The organism is Arthrobacter sp. RT-1 (genome assembly GCF_003367205.1).
GTDB lineage: Bacteria > Actinomycetota > Actinomycetes > Actinomycetales > Micrococcaceae > Arthrobacter.
The window spans coordinates 132,635-155,232 of record NZ_QRGQ01000005.1 but is presented as its reverse complement, the minus strand read 5'-3'; the positions used below and the strand labels follow the sequence as shown (position 1 = coordinate 155,232).

The window sequence follows — 22,598 nt, the reverse complement described above, 5'->3', positions numbered from 1 at the left end:
CGGCTTCGGGTGGGATGTTTTGTCAGTGGTAACTGGCAGAGTTGTCCCATGGAGGCCATTGGGGAGCAGCTTGCGGAGTTCGGCAGTCCCGCCGCCGCGCTCCCGCGGGTTCTCCGGCCTGCCGGTGGTTCCCGGCATGACGGGTACGACGGCGACGCCCCGCTGAGGCTGTCCGGGCGCCTTCACGCCGTCCCGGCCAAGACGGCCCCTGACATTCCCGTTCCTGACCCACCACCCTGCCTCGGCGCCGGCCCCACTGCATCCGAAACTGATCGCGGTAACGCTGCGACTGAATCCAAAACCGCCCCTTGTTGGGTATCCGCTGGCACTGGGACAGACAGTTCACCGATTGCCCCCGATCCCACCCCTGCACCCCTCGTTGAGGATCGGGTTGGCCTGGGTGGGATCGGAGCCCTGCTGGTGGCGGCTGCTGTTGCCGCCCAAGATGAGCTGGCCAGGGCGGACTATGTTTCAGCGGCCAATTTCGCCGGGCAGGTCGAGGACCTTTCCCGGACAGTGGAGTATCTGCAACTGCTCGCCGCCTCTGCCGTGGACCGCACCCGGACTCAGGCCATTACCGCCGCGGACGCCGCCCGCACCAGCCAGGCCAGGGCGGGTCGACTTGGGCGAGCGGGCCGGGGCTGGGTAACCGGCTGGGATGCCAACGGCGTCGAGACCCTGAACGAGACCGACGCGAACTGGCCCGCAGCCGGGATCGATCGCCCCGTGCTGACCTCGTCGGTGGTGACAGCGCCTGTGGTGACGTCGCCGGTGGTGACGTCGCCGGCTGATGACGGGTGCAGGAACACCGCCGAGTTCCTCAGGCTCCGGCTCCGGATCCCCCTCCGCGAAGCCCGCCGCCGCCTCACCCTCGCCCACCAGGCCCTGCCCGGCACCAGCCTCACCGGCGAACCCCTCCCGCCGGCACGCGAACACCTCACCACAGCCCTCACCCCCACCAACACCACCACCGGCGAACCCGCCCAGACCACCACTGATCCGGGCCTGATCGCGGGGCCGGTGCTCTCCTCACACGCCGCGACCATCATCACCGCCACCCTGGACCGGCTCCAGCACCACACCACCGCCGACACCCTCGACCGGATCGAACAGCACCTCACCACCACCGCCATCACCGCCGACCCGGACTTCCTCACCCGCCTGGCCCAACGCTGGAACGACACCATCGACGCCGACGGCACCGAACCCACCGAAGAAGCCCTCCGCCACACCCAAGGCGCGTTCATCCGCAAACCCCGTCACGGCCTGCACCGCCTCGAGATCTTCGCCACCACCGACCAATACGAACACCTCCTCACCGTGATGAACACCGCCACCAACCCCCGCACCGCCACCCCCAACACCAGCACCACAAACCCCGACCCCGCCCCGGACCCGGACGGACGCGCCAACCCCGGGCGGGAGGCCAGCGTGGACCCGGGGCGGGAGGCCGGCGTGGACCTGGAACGGCGCACCCGGGCCCAGCAACAACTCGACGGGCTCGTCTCCGCCGTCAAAGCAGCCCTCACCACCAACCTGCTGCCCATCACCGGCGGCAACCGCCCCCAAATCATCGCGACCATCAACTACCAAGACCTCCTCCCCCACCTCCCCAACCCCACCAACAACCCCTGGCCAACCACAGACACAGCCACCGGACCCCGCACCACCCCACGCCCCGGAACACCCACAGACACCGGCGCAAGGGCCACCAGCACGACGACAAACACCAGCAACGCAACCGGGGCCGGAAGTGAAACGGGCGCTTACACCAGCGCCCGGGCCGGGACCGGGGCGTTCGTGTTCACCGGACCCGTCGCCGCCGCCACCCTGCGCAAAATCGCCTGCGACGCGGACATCATCCCCGCCCTCCTGGGCACCAACGGCGAAATCCTCGACCTCGGCCGCAAAACACGCCTCTTCACCCCCGCCCAACGCCTCGCCCTCACCGCCCGCGACCAAGGCTGCACCTTCCCCAACTGCACCATCCCCGCACCCTGGTGCGAAGCCCACCACATCACCTACTGGTCGCACGGCGGACCAACCACCACCACCAACGGCGCGCTCCTCTGCACACACCACCACCACCTCATCCACAAAGAACAATGGACCATCACCACCACCCACGGCACCCCAACATTCATCCCCCCACCCCACATCGACCCCACCCAAAAACCCCAACAAAACCACTACTTCAAACCCCCACCACCACCCCACCCGAGGGAATAAAGCGGGTGTTTCATGCTGGACGAGCGGTTCCAAGGGATCATGAGCAAATGGGTTCGGAGCGGTGGTCTGCAAAGAGCCGTGAAGAGCCGCAAAGAAGGGAACCTGCACATGACGGATCGTGTGGACGCAGCAGCCTTGTGGCCTGCCCCTCCTGAATTGTCCCCGCCCGCCGTCATGGACCAGCGCTGGACTGACGCCATTTTCCTGCACTGGCGGATACCCGAACCGGTGGCTGCCCGCTTTATGCCGGCAGGAGTACGGCCGGATCTCTTTGATGGATCGTCATGGGTGGGCCTTATCGGCTTTCGCATGAAGGAGGCGGGCATCGGCCGCGGCCCCGGAGTTCCTTATCTTGGGAGCTTCAATGAGGTCAACGTGCGCCTCTACTCAAGGGAACCGGACGGAACCCGCGGCGTCGTTTTCCTGAGTCTGGACGCGAACCGGCTGCCCGTAGTCCTCGCAGCACGGGCAGCCGAAATACCCTACGTCTGGTCGCGGATAAGCTACCGGAAGCAAACGTCCGGGCGCGCGCCGGAGGGAATCACCGGCTACTCCGTCAGACGATTCAGACACGGAGCAAACAGCACGTTCAGCGTCATTCCTGACCTCGGGACTCCGGTCGATGACCCGCTGTCCATCCACCTCACTGCAAGGTTCGGCATGCACGGCAGATTCCGAGGCCGGACAATCTACATCCCGAACACCCATGAACCGTGGCCGCTTTACACGGCGCAACTCCATGACCTTCAGGACGACCTGGTGCAGTCGGCAGGCATCAGTGTGAGCGGTCCGCCGGATTCTGTCGTCTACTCACCCGGAGTGCGGACCCGGTTCGGCCGGCCCCGGGTGGTAAGACACCGTGGCAAGCTGTCTGGGGCTTAGGCGTCCCGCCAGCCTTGTCCTTCGCTGAAGGTCGCCACGAGCGTGCCTACCCCGGGCTGCAACGAGTTGGAAGGGTCGAAGTACAGCGACGCCTCGGAAGCGCGGCTGTGGGTGACCAGCTGTTCCGCTTCAAGCTTTGCCTCAGGGGCGGTGGCTCCGATGATGCCCGTCCGCGCGGGAAGCTCGGGGGTGTGCACCACCTCGGCGTCCGTCTGGGTCAAAGGGATCGTGGTGCCGGAGTTGATCTCATCATGGGGAAACTCAAACTCGGCATCGGGGGACGCGGCAGGAATGGTGTACTCCAGGAAGTAAGTCATGAACCCACCTTTGCAGAAACGCACCATCATCGAAAGTCACCTCTCCCAGCCGGTACCGATTGCGTATTCCCACGTCAGCGCAGCACTCCTATACTGACCGCATGTTGATGTCGCTGTGGTTCGGCGTCATAGCATCCAGTGCATTGGTTCTGGGTGCCTTCATTGGTGTCCGGTTTGAACTTCCGAAGCGACTCCTTGCCATGCTTCTAGCGTTCGCCGCCGGGGCGCTGATCACAGCACTGGCCTTCGAACTGTTCGAAGACGCCTATGAACGTGGCGGGATCATCCGCGCAGCCATCGGGCTGATAGGTGGCGCGGTGGTGTTCACGGTCCTCAGCGCTTTGCTGGACCGTTGGGCGCAACCCGGAAAGCAGGAGCAGGCCACGCCTGCGGACGAGTTCCAAGGCAGCGCCAAACTGGATACGGATGCCGCCGCGTCCGATAGAGCTCCCACTTCTGCTTCAACACGGGGAGCGGCAGGGCTGGCTTTGTTGGCCGCGGTGACCCTGGACGGAGTGCCGGAGAACGTTGCCCTGGGAATCGCCCTGGGGGAGGGCACCGGTGGGTTGGCCCTACTCGCGGCCATCTTTGTCTCCAACTTCCCGGAAGCCCTTGTCGGCTCAGCTTCCATGCGAAGCCAAGGGCGTTCAACCGGCAGTATCCTGGCTCTCTGGCTGGGCTGTGCGGCCTTGCTGGTCGTCGCCGTTGTTGTCGGCGCCGGGCCGCTGTCAGGAACGGACCCGGAGGCCATCTCGATACCGTTGGCATTCGCTGCCGGCGCCGTCATCGCTTCCCTGGCAGACACGCTGATGCCCGAGGCCTACGAACACGGCGGCCCGGCCGTCGCGCTCAGCACCGCGGCCGGGTTCGTCCTGGCATTCGTGTTGTCGCTGGCCTGACCGGCCCCGCTACGCCGAAACACCGCCCACCAGCATGCCGCCACCCAGGAGGGATAACCTCGCGGGCGAGAAGCCGCTACTTACCGAGGCCTGCCTTGCGGAGGGCCTCAGCCATTGCCGTATTCACGGGTGCGGGCTTGGGCGACTGGCCACGTCCCCCTGCTGCATTAGGCGGCTTCTGGCCGCCGGACCGCTGCGGATCCTGCCGGCCGGAACCACCGGACTTCTGTGCTCCACCACGCTCCGCGGCCTGCCGTCCCTTAGACCTTCCAGCACCTGGCTGTCCGGAACCTGCTCTTCCCGATCCAGGTTGTCCCGAACCCGCCCGCCCGGACCCGGCCCTTCCAGCACCGCCTCCCCTGGAGCCCTGCCCGCCCGCGGAAGGTTCGTCGTCGAGCCTCAACGTCAGGGAAATCCTCTTACGCTCGGGGTCCGCCTCCAGAACCTTCACCCGGACCACCTGCCCGGACTTCACCACCTCGCGGGGATCGGATACGAATCGGTTGGCCAGGGCCGAGACGTGGACCAGCCCATCCTGGTGCACGCCCACGTCCACAAACGCGCCGAAAGCCGCAACGTTGGTGACCGTTCCCTCCAGCACCATCCCCGGCTTCAGGTCGGAAATCTTCTCGATGCCCTCAGAGAACGTCGCCGCGGCAAAGGCAGGGCGCGGGTCGCGTCCCGGCTTGTCCAGTTCGGTGAGGATGTCGGTGACCGTAGGCAGGCCGAACGTGTCATCCACGAAGTCCCGCGGATCCAGTGAAGAAGCCGGCGCTGAGCCGGCCGCAACGAGGATCTTGCGCGCCACAGCGTAAGCCTCCGGGTGAACGCTGGAAGCGTCCAGCGGCTCCGCTCCCCCGGTGATCCGTAGGAAGCCGGCACACTGCTCGAACGCCTTGGCACCCAGCCGCGGCACCTTCTTGAGGTCGGCACGCTTCGCGAATGGGCCGTTCTGGTTCCGGTAGGCCACGATGTTTTCGCTCAGCAAGGGCCCGACGCCGGCCACCCGGCTCAGGAGCGCGGGTGAGGCGGTGTTGACGTCCACCCCCACCGCGTTCACGCAGTCCTCCACCACGGCGTCCAGGCTCCGGTCGAGTTTCGATGCCGTTACGTCATGCTGGTACTGGCCCACGCCGATGGACTTCGGGTCGATCTTCACCAGTTCAGCGAGCGGATCCTGCAGGCGTCGGGCGATGGACACCGCGCCGCGCAGGGAAACGTCCATGCCCGGCAATTCGGCGGCTGCGAGCGCGGATGCGGAATAGACGGACGCCCCGGCTTCGGACACCACAAGCTTCTGTGGCTTCCGGTCCACGTTGGGCAGCCGCTTGATCAGCTCGACTGCGAGCTTGTCCGTCTCCCGCGACGCCGTGCCGTTGCCGATCGCCACGAGTTCGACGGCGTACTGCCGCGCCAACCGCTCCAGCGTCGCCAATGCTTCGTCCCACTTCCGGGCCGGGGCGTGCGGGTACACCGTATCGGTGGCCACAACCTTGCCGGTGCCGTCCACCACAGCGACCTTTACGCCCGTGCGCAGGCCCGGATCCAAACCAAGCGTGGCGCGGTTACCCGCAGGGGCGGCCAGCAGGACGTCGCGCAGGTTGGCTGCGAACACCCGGACGGCTTCGTCCTCGGCCGCGGTGAACATCCTGCCGCGGAGGTCGGCCGTGAGCCTGGCCAGAACCCGGGACCGCCAGGCCAGCTGCGCGGTCTGCATCAGCCACGCATCGGCGGGACGGCCGCGGTCGGCGACCCCGAGGCACCTTGCCACCGCGGACTCGTACCGTGAGCGGGCGGCGGCCAGGGCGTCGTCGTCCGCCGGATCTGCCTCAGCGAGGTCGAGCTCAAGAACGCCATCCTTTTCCCCGCGCAGCAGTGCGAGGACCCGGTGGGACGGCATGCCGGCGGGTGCCTGGGCGAAGTCGAAGTAGTCGGCGAACTTCTGGCCCTCGGTTTCCTTGCCCTTCTTCACGCGGGACACCATCCGGCCCTGCGTCCACAGCCGTTCGCGGAGGTTGGCGGCGAGGTCCGGGTCCTGCGCCACTCGCTCCACCAAAATGGCGCGGGCACCGGCGAGCGCTGCGGCGGCATCCCCAATGGCGTGTTCGGTGTTCAGGTACTTCGCGGCTTCACGATCGGGGTCGAGGTCCGGCCGCTTCAGCAGGGCATCGGCGAGGGGTTCCAGGCCTGCTTCCCGCGCAATCTGCGCTTTGGTCCGCCGCTTGGATTTGAAGGGCAGGTAGATGTCCTCGAGCCGCGACTTCGTGTCCGCAGCGAAGACCGCCTGCTTTAGCTCGGGGGTCAGCTGGCCTTGCGCTTCGATCGCTTCGAGGACGGCACGACGGCGGTCCGCCAGTTCGCGGAGGTAGCGCAGGCGGTCGTCGAGTTCACGGAGCTGGGTGTCATCGAGCGTCCCGGTGGCTTCCTTGCGGTACCGGGCGATGAACGGGACTGTCGACCCGCCGTCGAGCAGCTCGACAGCCGCCTTCACCTGCCAGGTCTTCACGCCCAGCTCTTCAGCGATCTGGGCGTAGATGGCGTCGTCCGGCTTTGAGGCAGCAGATGCAACGGAAGAGGGAGCTTGCGGCAGTTGAGTCACCAGAACATCTTGCCCTACCCGCCTGCCCGGCTCCACTGCCGGTTCCGCCGCGGGGCGCGTTAGCAGCCGTTGCAGGGAGTCCGAATAGTGCCGGGCAAGGGTATTCCGTTCCCGCCCGCAGAGTGCTGTAGTGGAGGTGCCGTCACAGGCACCCACTGCTCAGGGAAGAGGCCGCCATGCGCGAACTGCTTGTTGTGTTTCAGGAGGGGTTCGAGGAAGCCAATGTCACCGTGACGGTCAACGGTAAACAGGCGTGGCGGGAGCTCGGCGTTTCCACCAACCCCATCCTCGGCATTGCGTCCGAGGTTTCCGTGGAGCTGCCGGCGAAGGGCGCCCACGTGGGGGTTGAGGTGACCAACCGTGGCCTGAAGGCGATCACGAAGGTCAGCGGCAAGCCCAAAAGCGTGCTCGTGTCGATCGAGGACGGCAGGCTGGTCATGACAGAAGGGACGGGCCGGGAGGCGGTTTTGTAGCCAGTATTTCCGCCCTTGCATCTTGTCCCACTTAAGGCCTAGTAAAAGTCCATTCGATGGAGTAGCATCTGATCACCGCCGGCTTCCAGAGGGGCCCGGCGGGCCAAATTGAATAAAAGCCGGAGGTCGTCGGATGGCCTTGGGCTCTCGTTGCCGGTCCCAGCACACCGGCAGCCAACAACGGCGGCACCCAAAGCCGGGTGCCGCCGTTGTCGCGAATTCGGGCTGCTTAGCCCTGGTAGACGGGGTAGTCCGTGTAGCCTTCGGCGCCCTCAGCGTAGAACGTGGACGGGTCCGGCTGGTTCAACGGCAGGCTTTCCTTCCAGCGGCGGGCGAGGTCCGGGTTGGCGATGGCGGGACGGCCCACCACCACAGCATCGGCGTGGCCGTCAGCGACAAGGTTGACTGCTTCCTCACGCGTGGTGATGACACCGAATCCGGTGTTGACCAGGAACGTGCCGCCGAAACGGGCGCGGAGGTCCTGGACCAGTTCACCCGTGGGTTCATGGTGCAGGATGCTCAGGTAGGCAAGGTTGAGCGGGGCGATGCTGTCCACCAGGACTTCATAGGTGGCGCGGACGTCGGCGGCGTCGGTCTCGGAGATGCCCTGGACGTTGTGCTCCGGGGAGATCCGGATGCCCACCCGGTTTGCACCCAGCGCGGCCACCACCGCGTTGACCGTCTCGATGACAAAGCGCGCCCGGTTTTCCGGGGAGCCGCCGTAGCTGTCGGTCCGGACGTTGGAGTTGGGGGCCAGGAATTCATGCAGGAGATAGCCGTTGGCCGAGTGCAGCTCGACGCCGTCGAAGCCGGCTTCCACGGCGTTCAGTGAGGCGTTGACGATTTCCTGGATCAGCAGGGGCAGTTCGTCGGTGGTGAGGGCGTGGGGCACGGGGTAGGACTGCTTCCCGGAAGGCGTCCGGACTTCACCGTCGATGGCGACGGCGCTCGGCGCCACAAGCGGGTGGCCGCCGGTGATGTCCGGGTGCGAGACCCGGCCGCCGTGCATGATTTGCGCGAACATCCGGCCGCCCTCTGCATGGACGGCGTCGGTGACCTTCTTCCACCCCGCTACCTGTTCCTCCGTGACAATGCCGGGCTGGCCCGGGTAGGAGCGCCCTGCCGGGCTGGGGTAGGTGCCCTCGCTGACGATAAGCCCCAAGGAGGCGCGCTGGCGGTAATGCTCGACGAGGAGGGGGCCGGGGACACCTTCCTCACCCGCGCGGAGCCGGGTCAAGGGCGCCATGACCAAGCGGTTGGGAAGCTCAAGTTCGCCGAGGGTGAGAGGGGAAAACAGCATGCGCAGTTCCTTTCGAAGGCTGAAGTTCGTACTGTTCATGCCAACTGGGGCGCGCGTGCAACTATTCCGGGTGCGACCGGAATCACACCGGGCCATCCGCTTACTAGGGCGGTGTTGCCACTCCCGGGCAGCCCTGGCCTTGCGGGTTGGCGTTGCAGTCGTCAGCGTAGTTGCGGGTCAGGGAACGCCAGACGCTGACCGTCTGCGGCGGAGCATTGAGCTGTCCCTGGCCGGGAATGGGCAGGGGCGGGCCGGCATTGACGGAGTACGTTCCCTGGAAGGACGTAGTCAGTACTACTTGGAAGTCACCGGTCTCGCCGTAGGCGTGGCTTGTCCGCGTCTTTTCACCCCACCGGTCCTGCGGGAGCGGGCCACCCATGGAGGGTTGGGGGCCGAACACGGTGCCGTCGCCGTAGTTCCAGGTGTACTGGACCGGGGTTGCCACCACATGCACGGCCTGGCCGAACATCGTGATGTCGAACTGCTGCTCGATGGCTTCCGCGTAGAAGTTTGTTTCAGCACCTCGCAGCGTGTGCGGGCTGGGTTGCGCCACGACCGTCCCGGCACTGATTGGAAGGTTCTGGAACTCCCGCTGGATGTCGGCCGCAATTCGGGGCAGCAGGTCCTCCGGCCGCGCGTCATAGAGACACGTTGGGCCGGAGTGGATCACCCAGACTGCACCAGGAACACTACGTGGCTTCGAGTACCAGATGACGGGTATGCCTTCTTCACCGTCCGGCCCGTTAGTGCACTCCACCTGGCGCCCAAGGCATTCAGTGTCGAAGTCTCCCCCGCCAAGGTGGCATTGAAGTTCGTATTTGTACTCATTGGGGTCGGTGCTAACTGCACCAGGCGCCGGCCGGGAAAAGCCCCCGTTCGAGGGATCTAGAACCCATGCATCAATATCTGCAGTATCTGTTCCCCATTGCCCTTTCACTGGAGGCGTATTTCCTTCGGCCACTGCATTCGGAGATACTCCTAGCGCAAAGAAAGCCATAGTCACTGCGAGCACAGCAGCCAACAGAACACGTCCACCAACTCGAATCAGCGGAATGCACATAGTTAACCGGCGATGGGCTCAATCGTGTTCACAAACCAAGCCCCATCCTTGAACACAGCGAGCATAAGGCTGCCGGAATTTGCAGTTTTTGAATCAGCACTGTCCAAGCTGCCATCGGGGTTGTAATAGGAAAGAGGTTCTTGAGAAACCTGCACGGCAACTTGGTAGTTTCCATCTGGAGCTATTCGGAAATTCGTGCTGATAGCGGGTGTCGTCACCTTGCCCCCGCTCAACCAGCGGCCACCCTCGTTCCAACCCTTTTGGACCTCTTTGGCACGCTCGCACATGATGCAACTCGGACTCGTAACCGCTGACAGTTGCTCAGTTTTACCGGTTTCATATCCGTAGCTCAGGAGCTCAAACCAATACTTAGCGAACGCCTCCAACCCTTCCTTCGTCTCCGTCTTTGCGACCTCGGGCAGGACTGGAACGGGGACGTTTTGGGCGGGGCCGGACGCGTCGGCGGGTTTGTACACCGCGCTGGGTGTGGGCGTTGGGGACGGAGTTGGGTCGGAGGTGGCAGTAGTTGTAGGCGCTGGGGACGAGGTACCGGGATCTGCAGGTGCTCCGCCCGCGCAACCCGCCAACGCGAGGCAAGTAGCAGCAGCAAACACAACTGCTCCGGACCGCAAGCCGCGGGACATAAAGCCACGGGACATAAAGACGTTGAGTGATGTCATGGGCCGCTATTCCCCCAGTAGTTTCAAGACGGCTTACTCCGGACAGTGCCTTAAGGGTAGCCCACGTCACAATCCACCGATCAAACTTATCCACAGGCACCCGCTTCCGGTTCTACCACCCGGACAAAGCCAAGGAAAAGTCACAGGAAAAGCCGGCGGCAAACAGGCACCGGCTTTCCCTATCCCGAAAAAAGGGCTCCCTCAGAAGAAGCTACTTCTGCGGCGGCAGCACCAACTCCCCCGTCTTGTCCGTCGACAAGGCGAGAGACGAAACATACTGCCGGCCGCCGTCGGGCCCGTCCTGGGCAGAGCGCACCATGTCCGGACGCTCAAACTCAATGCCCGTGACGTGGCACAGGAGCTTGGCGTCGCTGGGGTTCCCGTCGGCGTCGAACATGGGCAGGTCGATGCCGTCGTCGGTACGCCGCAGGTAGTAGCGCCCCTGAGTCACAACAGCCAGCAGAGGCGGAAGAACCACAGCCAGCCCCACCGCGAAGATCGGCGAATACGGCTGGATTGCGGAACCGAACGCGCCGAAGAACACCGCGATCGAGATGCCCGCGGACACCAGCATGGACACGAAGCCCACCGGGTTCACGGCGTAGAGCATTCCCCGCCGGAATTCGGGCACCTTGGGCGAGATCTTCAGGAGGTACTTGTTGATGGCGATATCGGACGCCACAGTGACAACCCAGGCCATGGCGCAGTTCGCGTAGAAGCCAAGGATGGTGTTGAGGAAGTCGAACATGTTGGCTTCCATCAGCACCAGCGCAATCGCCAGGTTCACCACCACGAACACCATGCGGCCCGGATACGTCTTGGTGATGCGGGTGAAGCTGTTCGTCCACGCCAGCGAGCCGGAGTAGGCATTGGTGACGTTGATCTTGATCTGCGAAATGACCACCAGCACCACCGCGAGCGTCATGGCCAGCCACGCCGGCATCATCTCCCGGTAGACGCCAAGGAACTGGTGCACCGGCTCGTTTGCGGTGGCAGACGCAGCAGGATCCAGCGTCGCGATCAGGTAGATGGCAATGAACAGGCCGACGATCTGTTTGATGGCACCGAAGATCACCCAGCCCGGCCCGGCCAGGATTACCGCGCGCCACCAGGCCCCGCGGTTGGCGTCCGTGCGCGGCGGCATGAAGCGAAGGTAGTCAATCTGCTCGGCGATCTGCGCCATGAGGGACAGGCACACGCCAGCGGCAAGCATCACGGAGGCAAGGTTGGGACCGCCGTCGCCCGATTCCCCGGTGTAGGCAAAGAACGTGTTAATGCTCTCGGGATGGGACAGCAGCAGATAGCCCACAGGCACCACCATCAGGAGCAGCCATAACGGAGTAGTCCACACCTGCAGCTTGGCCAGCGTGTTCATGCCGTAAATGACGAGCGGGATGATGATCACGGTGGAGGCGGCGTACCCCAGCCACTGCGGGATCCCGAGTCCAACTTCCAGCCCCTGGGCCATGATGGAGCCCTCCAGCGCGAAGAAGATGAACGTGAAGGTGGCGAAGATGACGTTGGTGACCACCGAGCCGTAGTAGCCAAAGCCGGAGCCGCGCGTGATCAGGTCGAGGTCGATGTTGTAGCGCGCTGCGTAGTACGAGAGCGGAAATCCGGTGGCAAAGATGATCACCGCTGCCACCAGGATCCCGAAGATCGCGTTGACCGTCCCGTACGCAATCCCGATGTTCGCCCCGATGGAGAAGTCGGCCAGGTATGCGATCCCGCCCAAAGCGCTGGTTGCCACCACGCCCGCGCTCCACTTCCGGTAGGAGCGGGGAGCGAACCGGAGCGTATAGTCCTCCAGGCTCTCCTTGGTGGCGTTGAGTGCCGCGGCGTTGCCCGCCGTCGTTGTCGCCGAAGCGCTTCCGACGACGGCGGCACCAGGCGGTGAAGTGGGCTCCAGCAGTTGCGTCGTTTCTGTGTCATTGGTCATTGTGTGCGTCGCTTTCGTCTTTGATTGGTCTGCTGCGACGCTATCCAGCCGGAAAGACAGCCCGGTCACGGAACTGTTTCCACGGCGTTAAGTGTTGACTGATCCTGTCAACAAAACCATCAGCCGCGCGTTGTGGCCATTCCACAAAAACGGCCACGGACCACGGAACTACCGTCAGGAAGAGAACTTCAGCGAAAAGGACCAGCAATGACGACCCACCCGGAACTTGTGGACCACCCGATCCTCGAGACAGCCCGCCGGCAGGTACTCGAAGGGGGCATCGGGCTCTCCGAGTCCCAACTGGTGGACATCCTCCGCCTCCCGGACGAGGCACTCCCGGCTGCGCTGGAGCTGGCCCACCAGGTCCGCCTCCGCCACTGCGGCGAGGACGTCGAGGTGGAAGGCATCATCTCCATCAAAACCGGGGGCTGCCCCGAGGACTGCCACTTCTGCAGCCAGTCCGGCGTCTTCGACAGCCCTGTCCGCGGCGTCTGGCTGGACATTCCCGAACTGGTGAAGGCGGCCAAGGAAACTGCCGCCACCGGAGCCACCGAGTTCTGCATCGTTGCCGCCGTCCGCGGTCCCGATATCAAACTCATGAACCAGATCAAGTTCGCCATCGACCGCATCAACGAGGAGGTGGACATCAACATCGCGTGCTCCCTGGGCATGCTCACGCAGCGGCAGGTGGACCAGCTGGCCAGCTGGGGCGTCCACCGCTACAACCACAACCTCGAAACCGCGCGCAGCTACTTTCCCAAGGTGGTCACCACCCACACCTACGAGGAACGGCTGGAAACCTGCGCCATGGTCAAGGACGCCGGCATGGAGCTGTGCTGCGGAGCCCTGATCGGCATGGGCGAGACCCTCGAGCAGCGGGCCGAGCTGGCCGCCCAGCTCGCGGCCCTGGAACCGCACGAGGTTCCACTGAACTTCCTCAACCCCCGCCCCGGAACCCCGCTCGAAAACCAGGAAATCATGGACGGCAAGGACGCCCTCCGCGCCATCGCCGCCTTCCGGCTGGCCATGCCCCGCACGGTCCTGCGCTACGCCGGTGGCCGCGAGCTGACCCTCGGCGATTTGGGCACGCGCGAAGGGCTCCTGGGCGGCATCAACGCCGTCATCGTGGGCAACTACCTCACCACCCTCGGCCGCCCTGCCACCGCCGACCTCAACCTCCTGGTGGACCTCAACATGCCCATCAAGGAACTCCAGAAGACCTTATGAGCACCGCCCCTCAAGCGTCGGACCCCGAAGCACAGCATTGCGGCCTCTGCGGCGGGATCCTCAATAGGCAAGCGTACGACGGCGTGGGCGCACCGCCGTCGGACCTCCACCTGGAGTGCGCGGCGCGGCTGCACTTGGAACCTCCACGCTTCTGCGTGTGCTGCGGAAGGCGGCTCAAGGTGCAGGTCTCCCCGTTGGACTGGTGGGCGCAGTGCTCCCGGCATGGAGCCACCACCTCCTGACGGGCCCACCCGGCACCGGGGAAGGCACGTTCGGAAGAAGCATCAGTCCATCCAGCGCGCGGCGTCCAACACCCTCTGGCATATTTCTACCTTACGTAGAAGAATGGCGGCATGATGTTTGAACATGCAGACGGCAATCCCGTCCTGGAACTCGATGATGAGCATTCCTGGCGCCTCCTTGAGGGCACGCAGCACGGCAGGCTGGTGGTTTCCGTCGCCGGCGAGCCGGACATCTTCCCGGTGAACTACGTGACGTCGGGCCGGAAGGTGTACCTGCGGACGGCACCGGGCAACAAGCTGGCCCAGCTGACCATCAACGCCACAGTGCTTTTCGAAACGGACGGCATCACCTCTGACGAAGCCTGGTCCGTGGTGCTCCGCGGCAAGGCCCGGGTGCTCAGCAATTCGGCGGAGCTTGCGGCGGTGGAAGGGCTGGGGCTGAAGTCCTGGGTTCCGACCCTGAAGGATTTCTATGTGGAAATCGAGCCGCTGTCCGTGAGCGGCCGGCACTTCCAGCTTGGCGAGGAGCCGGAGCGCTGACTCCGGCGAGCCGCCTGCCTCCTGGACTGGCCGCTCCTGGACTTCACGCTCCTGGACTTTCCCGCTCCTAGACTTAAGGCATGGCGGACAAGCTCACTCCGGAGCAGCGCAGCTGGAACATGTCCCGGATCCGGGGCAAGAACACGAAGCCGGAATTGCTGGTGCGCCGGCTGCTTCATGCCAAGGGTTACCGCTATCGCCTGCACGGCGGTTCCGGGGCTAGCAGGCTGCCGGGCAACCCGGACCTGGTGTTCGCAGGTCGGCGCAAGGTGATCTTCGTAAATGGCTGCTTTTGGCACTTCCACGACTGCCACGTGGGCCAGCACGCCCCCAAAGCCAACGCGGAATTCTGGGAAGCCAAGCGCTCCCGGACCAGGGACCGTGACGCCGGCCAGCGCCGCCAGCTCGAAGACGCCGGATGGGAAGTCCTCACCGTTTGGGAGTGCGAGCTCAAGGACGGCTCGGCGCTGGAAGCCCACTTGGTGGAGTTCCTGGAGGGCCGCCAGCCATCTTGAGGCAATCTTTGGCTTTTGCCGCCGGGCTTCTTGATAGTGGAGCGGAAGGATGAACCCGTCGTCCCAAAGGGCGGACCTCCCCACCGACAGTCCGGAGCAGTGCGATCCCTTCCTGCCAGCCAGCTCCCGGGCCAAGACCGCCCCGGACCGTGCCACAAGGTGTCCCGCTCCGTGTTGACGGCCGGTGCCTGCAACCAATTTCCGGGTGCAAAAAACCCTGTCTTACGTGGTGGCGCTGAAACCCACAGCCTTATCAAGAAACCCACAATTCTCGCCGGAAAACCAGCCACCGCGAGGCAGCAGACCTAACCTGAAAGAGCACATGCCCCACCCACCCGCACTGTTCCCGGAGTGGCATTCCCCGGCTGAAAGGAGCCTCATGAGCGCTTCAGATGATGCTTCCCGGCCGTTGGTGGACCAGTCCGTCCTGAACCGTCTCCGTGAAGAGTTGGAGGAGGACGAAGGGTACTCCATGGTGTTTGTGGGGAACTTCATCGAGTGCCTGCCGCAACGGATCGGCCGCCTGCGGCTTGCCCTGACCACCGGAGACCTGGAGGGCGCGGTGGACGCGGTGCTTAGCCTGAAGACATCCAGCCAGATGGTGGGCGCCGAGCGGCTTGCCGGCCTGGCCACGGACCTGGAAGGCGAAATCCGCACCGAGGCACGTGAGGCGGAAGCCGCCGTCGTCCTGCCCAGGCTGGCGGCGACGTTCCTGCGGCCCATCAACCAATGCAGCCGGTTGACCATGCACCGGCTGCAGGTTCAGTGCTCTCCGGGTGCCAGGCGGTAGCCTACGCCGCGGACCGTCTGCAGCCAGCGCGGCTGCTGCGGCGAATCCCCAAGTTTCTTGCGGAGGTTCCCCATGTGGACCTCGACGGACCGTTCGTCGGCCTCGCTGATGTAACTGCCGACGTCGTAATCCTCGTCCCGCAGCCGGCGCACCAGGTCTGCCTTGGTACGGACGGTCCGGCCCGCCTCGAGCAGGGCGTGGAGAAGTTCGAACTCGGTGCGGGTCAGGTTCATCTCTTTGCCGTCAACCACCACCGTGCGGGAGGCGTAGCTCAGTTCCAGGCCGTTGTGGCTGAAGTTCCCACGCTCGGGATGTCCGTGGCCCTCGGCTGCTGCCTCCACGGAGAAGGTGTCTGTTGCATCCGGGACGGAGCGGGGGCGGCGCATCATCGCGGCAACGCGGGCGCGAAGTTCCCTGGGGCGGAACGGCTTGGTGAGGTAGTCGTCGGCGCCGGACTCAAGCCCAATCAGGGTGTCCAGCTCCTCGGTGCGGGCCGTAAGCATCACGATGTAGGCGTCGGAGAATTCGCGGATTTGCCGCGACACTTCAAAACCGTCGATGTCCGGCAGCCCCAGATCAAGGGTGATGACGTCCGGATTGAGGTGCTTGGCGATCAGTACGCCTTCGGCGCCGGTACTGGCCACCGTCACGTCGAAGCCGGCCTGGGTCAGTACCGTGCGAACCAGTTCCCGGATGTCATGGTCATCCTCGATGACCAGTCCCACACGTGCATCACTCATAGCGTCCCCTCAGCAGCCAACGTCAGAAGTATAGCGGCCTGCGGATATCCTGCTGGTATGGCCCTGCACACCCTGTCCCCGAAGTCGTCACGCCATGACTAGTCCCACAGCATGGTCCTCGGGCAAGTTGCGGTTTTTCCGCCGGCCCTTCCATGAATACCGGCTGAAGGACCGGGTGGCGATGAGCCAGATGCCGCTCTTCGTGACCACGCTGCTGACAGCCTTCCTGATGTGGGCGTTCTTCCCGGCCACCATGAACAACCCGTTCTTTCTCACGTTCCTGGTGTCGCAGCCGGTCCTCATGGCCCTGTGCTACCTGGTCCCCTGGGACCGCCTGCCCTACACAAGCTTCCTGGTCATCCCCCTGCTCGACTTCGTCTCCATCGCCTTCGGCCGGGAAGGCGGGCAGGAGAGCCTCACGGGCATCAGCCTCCTGGCAGTGTTTCCCGTTATCTGGTGGTGCGCCTCCGGCTACTACCCCCGCCTGGCCCTGTGGCTTTCCTTCCTTGCACCGCTTGCCATCATCTGGGTTCCGCTGCTCCTGAAAGGCAGTTTCACCGCGCAGGACTTTGCCCGCTCCCTGCTCTTGCCGGTGATGATGCTGGGCATCGGTGTGTCCGTCAGTGTCCTGACGCTCAGCATGATGCGGCAGCAGCGTGAACTGGAGGAGAAGGACGCCCAGCTGCAGGCCAACCTGCTCACCAGCCAGCGCCAGGAGTCGTTGCTCAACACAGTTTTGGACACGGTCCACCTGGGCGTGCTCGCCGTGGACGCCGACGGCCATGACATCCTGATGAACCGGAAACAGCGCGCCAACCACGAGCTGGCACGGCCCAAGGACATCGCGGACCCCAACGAGTCCCAGCTGCTCGTGTTCGGGCCTGACCGCAAGACGCTGGTTCCCGTCCAGGAGCGCCCGGTCCGCCGTGCCGTCCTGGGCGAAACCTTCACCGACTACCTGGTGTGGCTTGGCGCGGAAAAGGAGCAGCGGGCTTTTGTGACCACCGCTCGGGCCATGAAGGACGCCGACGGGAAGTTCGCCGGTTCCGTGATCGCCTTCAGCGACGTGACGGACCTGGTGAACGCATTGACCGCCAAGGACGACTTCGTCTCCAGCGTCTCCCATGAATTCCGGACCCCGCTGACGTCCATCCTGGGCTACGTGGAGATCCTGCTCGGCGACGAGCCGGAGGAGTCCCAGCGGCAGATGCTCGAGATCATCCGCCGGAATTCGGAACGGCTCCTCACCCTGGTTTCCGACCTGCTCGCCAGCCGCAACGGCCAGCTGATCGTCACTCCCCACGCGGTGGACGTGGCGGAACTTGTGCGGGCAAGCGTTTCGTCGGCCACGCCGAAAGCCGTTGCGTCCGGGGTGGTGCTGGCTGCAGAGACGCCGGAGCGGCTGGAAGCCCATGTTGACGGCGCCCGGATTTCACAGGTCCTGGACAACCTTGTGTCCAACGCGATCAAGTACTCCCCCGACGGCGGAAACGTCGTGGTGTCCCTGGCTCAGGAGAACGGGCACCTGGCATGCCGCGTCACGGACACCGGCATGGGGATGAGCCCCGAAGACGCTTCTGAAGTGTTCGCCAAGTTCTTCCGCACCAGCAGCGTCCGGCGCACCGCCATCCCCGGAGTGGGGCTGGGCCTGCCCATCAGCAAGGCGATCGTCGAAGCGCACGGCGGGACCATCGAGGTGGACAGCGCACTGGGCCAGGGCACCACGTTCACCTTCAGGGTTCCGGTCTAGCCATCTCCAGTGTCGCATCTGCTGGAACCTGGATTTCGACAGGCTCAATCACCGGTGCGCCCAATCACCGGGCCTGCCGGACCACCTCGCCCCAGGACTGCCGGGCAAGATCGCGGACCGAGGCGAGGATGTCGGCCGGTGCCATGGACAGGTCCAGCGGAAACTCCACGATGTCGATGTCCGTGTTGAGGATGCGGCGGAGCTTCATCTCGCCCGTTCCGGCGTAGACCAGCCAGGCGGTGGGCACTGCCAGTGCGGTGCTGTGGGCCAGCATCTGGTAGTGGTCAGCCGTCATGGAAGCCCCGGCATCGGTGGCTGCCTTGTACTTAGCGTTGTACACCACCACCGGACGGCCGCCCAGCAGGTGAACCGCGTCCGGGCGGACCAACAGCCTGTCGGTGTCCCGTACCGCTTCACTGAGCAGCGCGTTGTACCGCAGCCGCAGCTCCCCAGGGTAAGCCGCCATCGCCTCGCGCAGGGCGGTGCCGACGAAGTCCTCGAACACCTGGTTCATGTCCACCACGAACGAGGCTGTCTGCTGCCTGCCCTCCCCCGCTTCCGCCGACGCATTGCGCAGGATCAGCTCGGCCAGGCGGAGCACCGCGTGGTAGCGGAGGTTCATCCTGGTGGGCTTCCACGGCGGCAGCGGAGCGCCTGCTGGAAGGCGGGTGACGGCGTCGAGCTTTCCCTTGAGCAGGCGAAGCCGACTCAGCACCTCGGGGCGCACGCGCGGGATCTGGCCCATCCGTTCCAGTGCCGCGCGGAGGATCCTGTTCTCGGCGATGTCTTCGGTGAACTCGTCATACGAGACTTCCAGCGGCACCAGCATCCCCGGCCGCCGGGAGATCTGGTCCGAAATCCGGATCCGCCCCTTGACGGTCCGCAGCGACTCATCAACGGTGAGGTAACCCTGCAGCACGCCGCGGCCCAGGGCGCGTTCGGCAAGCTGCGCCAAGGATTCGGCCAGCGCGCTCCACAAATCCCGGTCCTCGACGGCCGCCACGGTATCCGGCCTGAAGCCCTGCTCGCCGGCGTAGCTGAGCAGGAACAGGAGCCGGCTCAGGCCCAGCCGGTCCTTGGGACGGACGTCCAGCTGCACGGTGGGCGTTCGGACGGAACCCACCTTGCCCACCGGCTCGATTCGGTACAGCCCCATGCCCATCGGCGAGGCTTTGGCCAGGCCGCTGGAGTTCAGGAAGGAGGCGCTGGCGGGGTCGAGCCGTTCCACCATTCCGCGGGAGAGCTCATCAAGGACCAGGTGCCGCAGGGACGGGCCGGAGCTACCCGGCTGCAAGGCGTCCCAGCAACTGGTCCAGCCCGAAGCGTTCCTCCAGCTGCGCCCGGGTGAGCTGGCCGTGGTAGTGCTCTTCCAGGAGCGGCATGAGCTCGTACCTCCAGATCCGGCGCAGCCCCGCCGGAGTCTGGGCGGCCGGCTTCATGAAGTAGGACGGGCCGATCATCAGGTCGCGGTCCCACTCGTCGATGGCGCTGTTCAAAGCATCCAGCAGCAGCGCCGGGGTGGTGTCCAGCTCCCGGGCCTGCAGGAACCGAAGCAATGAGCCCTTCACCGGTTCGGTCTGCGGGTGCAGTTCGATGAAGGAAAAACGGCGGCGGATGGCGGCGTCCATCATGGCGATGGACCGGTCCGCGGTGTTCATGGTGCCGATGATGTACAGGTTGTCCGGCAGGGTGAACGGCTCGTTCGGGCTGTACTGCAGATAGATCCGGTCGTCGCGGTATTCCAGCAGGAAGTACAGCTCGCCGAACACCTTGGCCAGGTTGGCGCGGTTCATCTCGTCGATGATGAGGAAGTACGGCTTTTTCTCGTTCCCGGGCTTGGCGGCCTCTTCTGCGAGGCGCCGCAGCGGCCCGGCCACCAGTTTGAAGGACACCTGGCCCTCGTCCGTTTTGTCCGGCCGGTAGCCCTCGAAGAAGTCCTCGTAGGCGTAGGACGGGTGGAACTGGACCAGCTTGACGCGCTCGTCGGTGGTGTCGTCAGCCAGCTCGGCTGCCAGGTGCTTCGCCAGGTAGGTCTTGCCGGTACCGGGAGGGCCGTAGAGGACCAACTGCCGGTTCTCCTCCAGCAGGTCCGCGATCTCCTGCAGCGGTTCCAGCTCCATGTGCAGTGAGTCTGCGAATTCCGGGGTCAGCGGGCGGAATCCCTCCTGGACGGGAGGCACGACGACGGCGGCTTCGGCATCACTGTCCGGCTCGGCTTCCGCTTCGGGCGGCAGGAGGGCCTGCAGCGCCTGCGCCACCCGAGTGACGTCCACCACGATGCCGGCGGTGGCCAGCTGCCGCTGCACGTGCCGGGGCAGGCTTGTGGTGGGATGTCCTTCATCGAACCAGCGGACCTTGCGGCGGAGGCGCCGGTTGTCATCGTTGTAGTCGGGTTCCCCGAGCACACCGCCCAGCCGCACCGTGCCGGCGTGCTGGTACAGGACCAGGTCCCCGGGCTTCATGACGGTGAGGAAGGCGAAGACGGCGGTTTTGGTGTCCTCGCGTTCCACGTAGCCGAGGTGTTTGTAGTCCTCGTCCACGGCGTGCTGCACCACTCCCGCGGTGACGCCCGGGTTGAGCAGCCGGAGGTGCTCGACGTCGAGGGTCACCTTTTCCTCGCCCTGCCAGGCAGTGAGCAGTTCGGTGTTGTCGCCGTGCGTCCGCAGCAGCCAGGCCCGGTGTCCGGGGTCTCCCACCTTGCGCCACTGGCTGACCAGCTGCCGGGCGTACCAGTCGATGCGCTGGCCCGCCTGTTCATCCAGGTGCAGCCGGATGCGGTGGATGTCCGCGGTGATGTCGTCTTCGCTGTCCCCCTTGGCCCCGCCCACCAGGGAGGCGAAAGCGTCCCGGATTTCCTGCCGCTCAATATCCGCGACGACGGGCTCAAAGTAGCTGGGCCAGGCCAGGAACTCGATGCTGCGGCGGATGGCCGGCTGGTCACCCGGCGTGGCCGAGGCAAGCCGGTGGAACTTCAGCGGGTCCTGCAGGGCGCCGGTGATCTGTGCCGGCGGCTGCTGGTCCACGTGCTGCACAAAACGGCACAGCCACTTCAGGTGGTCCCAGATGGTCCAGTTGAACTCTGCAGTGCGGTCCCGGATCACTCCGTGGTCCGTCATGCCCTGGTAAAGCTCGTCAGGCAGCTCGAGCGGAGGTTCAAGCCATGAAGCGGCCTCAGCTACCCGGGCACGCTTGACCTTGAGGGACTTCACCTCGTGTGCCAGGGGCAGGGACTGCAGGAAGAGCAGCTCGACGGCCAGTTGCTTCGCCTCGCGGGACGCGCCGTCCAGGTTCTGCCGGAGGTTGGTCATCATGGGCGCTTTGGGGTCCGGCGTCCCGCGTTCCAGCCGGTCCAGGAGTTCGGCGGCGGCCTCCGACGTCCAGGTCAGCGTCCTGCCGTCCAGGGCCGACGGTTTGCCCTGCAGCCCTGGCCCCAGAACGAACCACGCCGCATCTTCGATCTCTCGTGAGATGCCGAGGGCGCGGGTCATGGCAGCAGTGGAGGCGGGGGTCATGGATTCAAATTTACAGGGTCAAGCTGGGCGGCGGCTCAACGGTCGCTGGACGGGCAGTCCCGCGGGGACCTTTTGACCTCCGGCCGCCCGCCCGTTTCCTGTTGCTAGACGCCGGGGGTACCCCGCTTCCGCCCAAAGATGAAGTAGCCCATGGGGCCGATGAAGTTGATGAAGGAGGCGGCCCGCCACGCCGCTTTCGGCCCGTTGATCTGAGCCTCGGGCCGCCGGGAGATGTCCCGTTGCGCAGCCACCAGCAGCGACATCTGGGCGATGCCCACCACAATGGTGCCGGCCTTTGCCGACGGCGACATCTCCTTCCAGGTCTTCTTCTTCCTGGCAGCGCTGGTCTTGTTCTTGGCCATCTGGGATTCCTTTCGTTCGGGTGCTTCCAGTCCAGTCTGTCCGCTGGAGTCTTGTCCAGTGGCTTAGTGCGTGTACGGAGCCAGCCGTTCCTTCTGTTCGGCAGTCAGCCGCTGCACGCGGCCGGTGGCTTCGTCCACGAAGGCCAGGTGGGTGCTGGCCTTGACGCAGTCCTCCCCGGTCACGGGGTCCTTGACGAGGTAGTGGATGTCAAAGCTGGCGCCCTTGACGGCGCCGATCCACACCTGGACCACGGCCGGGACGTTGCGGTACTCAAGGGTCCTGACATAGCGGATCTTGTGGTCCACCACCAGCGCCATGGTCCCGTCCGGGACGGCGTTGAAGAGTGACACCTGCGGCTCGACGCCGGGAAGTCCCGCTCCCCGTGGAGGCCCGAAGGCCCCGATCCGGGCTTCCTCCAGCATCCGCACGATCTGCACGTTGTTGATGTGGCCGTAGGCATCCATGTCGCCCCAGCGCATGGGTACCAGGACCTCAATGCGCCGGTGTCCGTGCTTCCCGTGGTCCTGCCGCGCGTGCCTGT

General features: G+C 65.1%; 20 protein-coding genes. 9 read left to right on the top strand and 11 right to left on the bottom strand.

Annotated features, from left to right (window positions below; all coding sequences use genetic code 11):
• Positions 1 to 48 precede the first annotated feature (48 nt).
• Together DXK94_RS06160 and DXK94_RS06155 are read left to right on the top strand one after the other, a co-directional pair.
• Positions 49 to 2,229 (top strand): HNH endonuclease signature motif containing protein, encoded by a 2,181-nt coding sequence (locus tag DXK94_RS06160; RefSeq protein ID WP_115524267.1) that lies wholly within the window; start codon positions 49 to 51, stop codon positions 2,227 to 2,229.
• A gap of 108 nt (positions 2,230 to 2,337) precedes the next feature.
• Entirely contained in the window at positions 2,338 to 3,111 is a 774-nt protein-coding gene (locus tag DXK94_RS06155) for a YqjF family protein (protein ID WP_115524266.1), read from the top strand.
• On the opposite strand, the gene DXK94_RS06150 is transcribed toward DXK94_RS06155, so the two are convergent.
• Positions 3,108 to 3,428 (bottom strand): hypothetical protein, encoded by a 321-nt coding sequence (locus DXK94_RS06150; RefSeq protein ID WP_115524265.1) that lies wholly within the window; start codon positions 3,426 to 3,428, stop codon positions 3,108 to 3,110. The genes DXK94_RS06155 and DXK94_RS06150 overlap by 4 nt on opposite strands.
• 101 nt (positions 3,429 to 3,529) lie before the next feature.
• Here DXK94_RS06150 and DXK94_RS06145 point away from each other — a divergent pair, with 101 nt between their 5' ends.
• On the top strand, positions 3,530 to 4,327 hold the full coding sequence (locus DXK94_RS06145; protein ID WP_079597768.1) for a ZIP family metal transporter: 798 nt from the start codon (positions 3,530 to 3,532) through the stop codon (positions 4,325 to 4,327).
• A 76-nt stretch (positions 4,328 to 4,403) separates the two neighbouring features.
• On the opposite strand, the gene DXK94_RS06140 is transcribed toward DXK94_RS06145, so the two are convergent.
• A complete protein-coding gene (locus tag DXK94_RS06140) occupies positions 4,404 to 6,926 on the bottom strand; it encodes a Tex family protein (protein WP_115524264.1) in 2,523 nt (840 codons plus the stop codon).
• 176 nt (positions 6,927 to 7,102) lie between these two features.
• Between DXK94_RS06140 and DXK94_RS06135 the strand changes: the two genes are divergently transcribed.
• Entirely contained in the window at positions 7,103 to 7,399 is a 297-nt protein-coding gene (locus DXK94_RS06135) for a hypothetical protein (protein WP_254865580.1), read from the top strand.
• A gap of 229 nt (positions 7,400 to 7,628) precedes the next feature.
• Here DXK94_RS06135 and DXK94_RS06130 read toward each other — a convergent pair whose 3' ends face one another.
• The 4 genes from DXK94_RS06130 to DXK94_RS06115 form a co-directional block, all read right to left on the bottom strand.
• A complete protein-coding gene (locus DXK94_RS06130; protein ID WP_115524263.1) occupies positions 7,629 to 8,699 on the bottom strand; it encodes an alkene reductase in 1,071 nt (356 codons plus the stop codon).
• Between the two features lie 103 nt (positions 8,700 to 8,802).
• On the bottom strand, positions 8,803 to 9,252 hold the full coding sequence (locus DXK94_RS06125; protein WP_258868453.1) for a hypothetical protein: 450 nt from the start codon (positions 9,250 to 9,252) through the stop codon (positions 8,803 to 8,805).
• A gap of 509 nt (positions 9,253 to 9,761) precedes the next feature.
• Entirely contained in the window at positions 9,762 to 10,403 is a 642-nt protein-coding gene (locus tag DXK94_RS06120; protein WP_258868455.1) for a DUF6318 family protein, read from the bottom strand.
• Between the two features lie 247 nt (positions 10,404 to 10,650).
• A complete protein-coding gene (locus DXK94_RS06115; RefSeq protein ID WP_115524261.1) occupies positions 10,651 to 12,378 on the bottom strand; it encodes a cytosine permease in 1,728 nt (575 codons plus the stop codon).
• 207 nt (positions 12,379 to 12,585) lie between these two features.
• Between DXK94_RS06115 and bioB the strand changes: the two genes are divergently transcribed.
• From bioB to DXK94_RS06090, 4 genes are all read left to right on the top strand, one after another.
• Positions 12,586 to 13,605, top strand: a complete 1,020-nt coding sequence (gene bioB / locus DXK94_RS06110) for a biotin synthase BioB (RefSeq protein ID WP_115524260.1) — start codon at positions 12,586 to 12,588, stop codon at positions 13,603 to 13,605.
• Positions 13,606 to 13,958: 353 nt separating this feature from the next.
• Entirely contained in the window at positions 13,959 to 14,387 is a 429-nt protein-coding gene (locus DXK94_RS06100; protein WP_115524258.1) for a pyridoxamine 5'-phosphate oxidase family protein, read from the top strand.
• 80 nt (positions 14,388 to 14,467) lie between these two features.
• Positions 14,468 to 14,902, top strand: a complete 435-nt coding sequence (locus DXK94_RS06095; protein ID WP_115524257.1) for a very short patch repair endonuclease — start codon at positions 14,468 to 14,470, stop codon at positions 14,900 to 14,902.
• A gap of 379 nt (positions 14,903 to 15,281) precedes the next feature.
• On the top strand, positions 15,282 to 15,692 hold the full coding sequence (locus tag DXK94_RS06090) for an Hpt domain-containing protein (RefSeq protein WP_115524256.1): 411 nt from the start codon (positions 15,282 to 15,284) through the stop codon (positions 15,690 to 15,692).
• Here DXK94_RS06090 and DXK94_RS06085 read toward each other — a convergent pair.
• Entirely contained in the window at positions 15,665 to 16,432 is a 768-nt protein-coding gene (locus DXK94_RS06085; RefSeq protein WP_176156876.1) for a response regulator transcription factor, read from the bottom strand. The two genes, DXK94_RS06090 and DXK94_RS06085, sit on opposite strands and share 28 nt — an antisense overlap.
• Positions 16,433 to 16,526: 94 nt before the next feature.
• Between DXK94_RS06085 and DXK94_RS06080 the strand changes: the two genes are divergently transcribed.
• Positions 16,527 to 18,182 (top strand): cell wall metabolism sensor histidine kinase WalK, encoded by a 1,656-nt coding sequence (locus tag DXK94_RS06080; RefSeq protein WP_115524255.1) that lies wholly within the window; start codon positions 16,527 to 16,529, stop codon positions 18,180 to 18,182.
• 64 nt (positions 18,183 to 18,246) lie between these two features.
• Here DXK94_RS06080 and DXK94_RS06075 read toward each other — a convergent pair whose 3' ends face one another.
• From DXK94_RS06075 to DXK94_RS06060, 4 genes are all read right to left on the bottom strand, one after another.
• The gene (locus tag DXK94_RS06075) at positions 18,247 to 19,476 is read right to left on the bottom strand and encodes a 5-methylcytosine restriction system specificity protein McrC (RefSeq protein ID WP_115524254.1); all 1,230 of its coding nucleotides are present in this window, start codon (positions 19,474 to 19,476) and stop codon (positions 18,247 to 18,249) included.
• A complete protein-coding gene (locus DXK94_RS06070; protein WP_115524253.1) occupies positions 19,463 to 21,694 on the bottom strand; it encodes an McrB family protein in 2,232 nt (743 codons plus the stop codon). Before DXK94_RS06070 ends, DXK94_RS06075 begins: the two co-directional genes overlap by 14 nt.
• A 104-nt stretch (positions 21,695 to 21,798) precedes the next feature.
• Positions 21,799 to 22,056 (bottom strand): PLDc N-terminal domain-containing protein, encoded by a 258-nt coding sequence (locus DXK94_RS06065; RefSeq protein ID WP_115524252.1) that lies wholly within the window; start codon positions 22,054 to 22,056, stop codon positions 21,799 to 21,801.
• Positions 22,057 to 22,119: 63 nt separating this feature from the next.
• Positions 22,120 to 22,536: a thioesterase family protein gene (locus tag DXK94_RS06060; RefSeq protein WP_115524301.1), complete on the bottom strand. Its 417-nt coding sequence runs from the start codon at positions 22,534 to 22,536 to the stop codon at positions 22,120 to 22,122.
• Positions 22,537 to 22,598 lie beyond the last annotated feature (62 nt).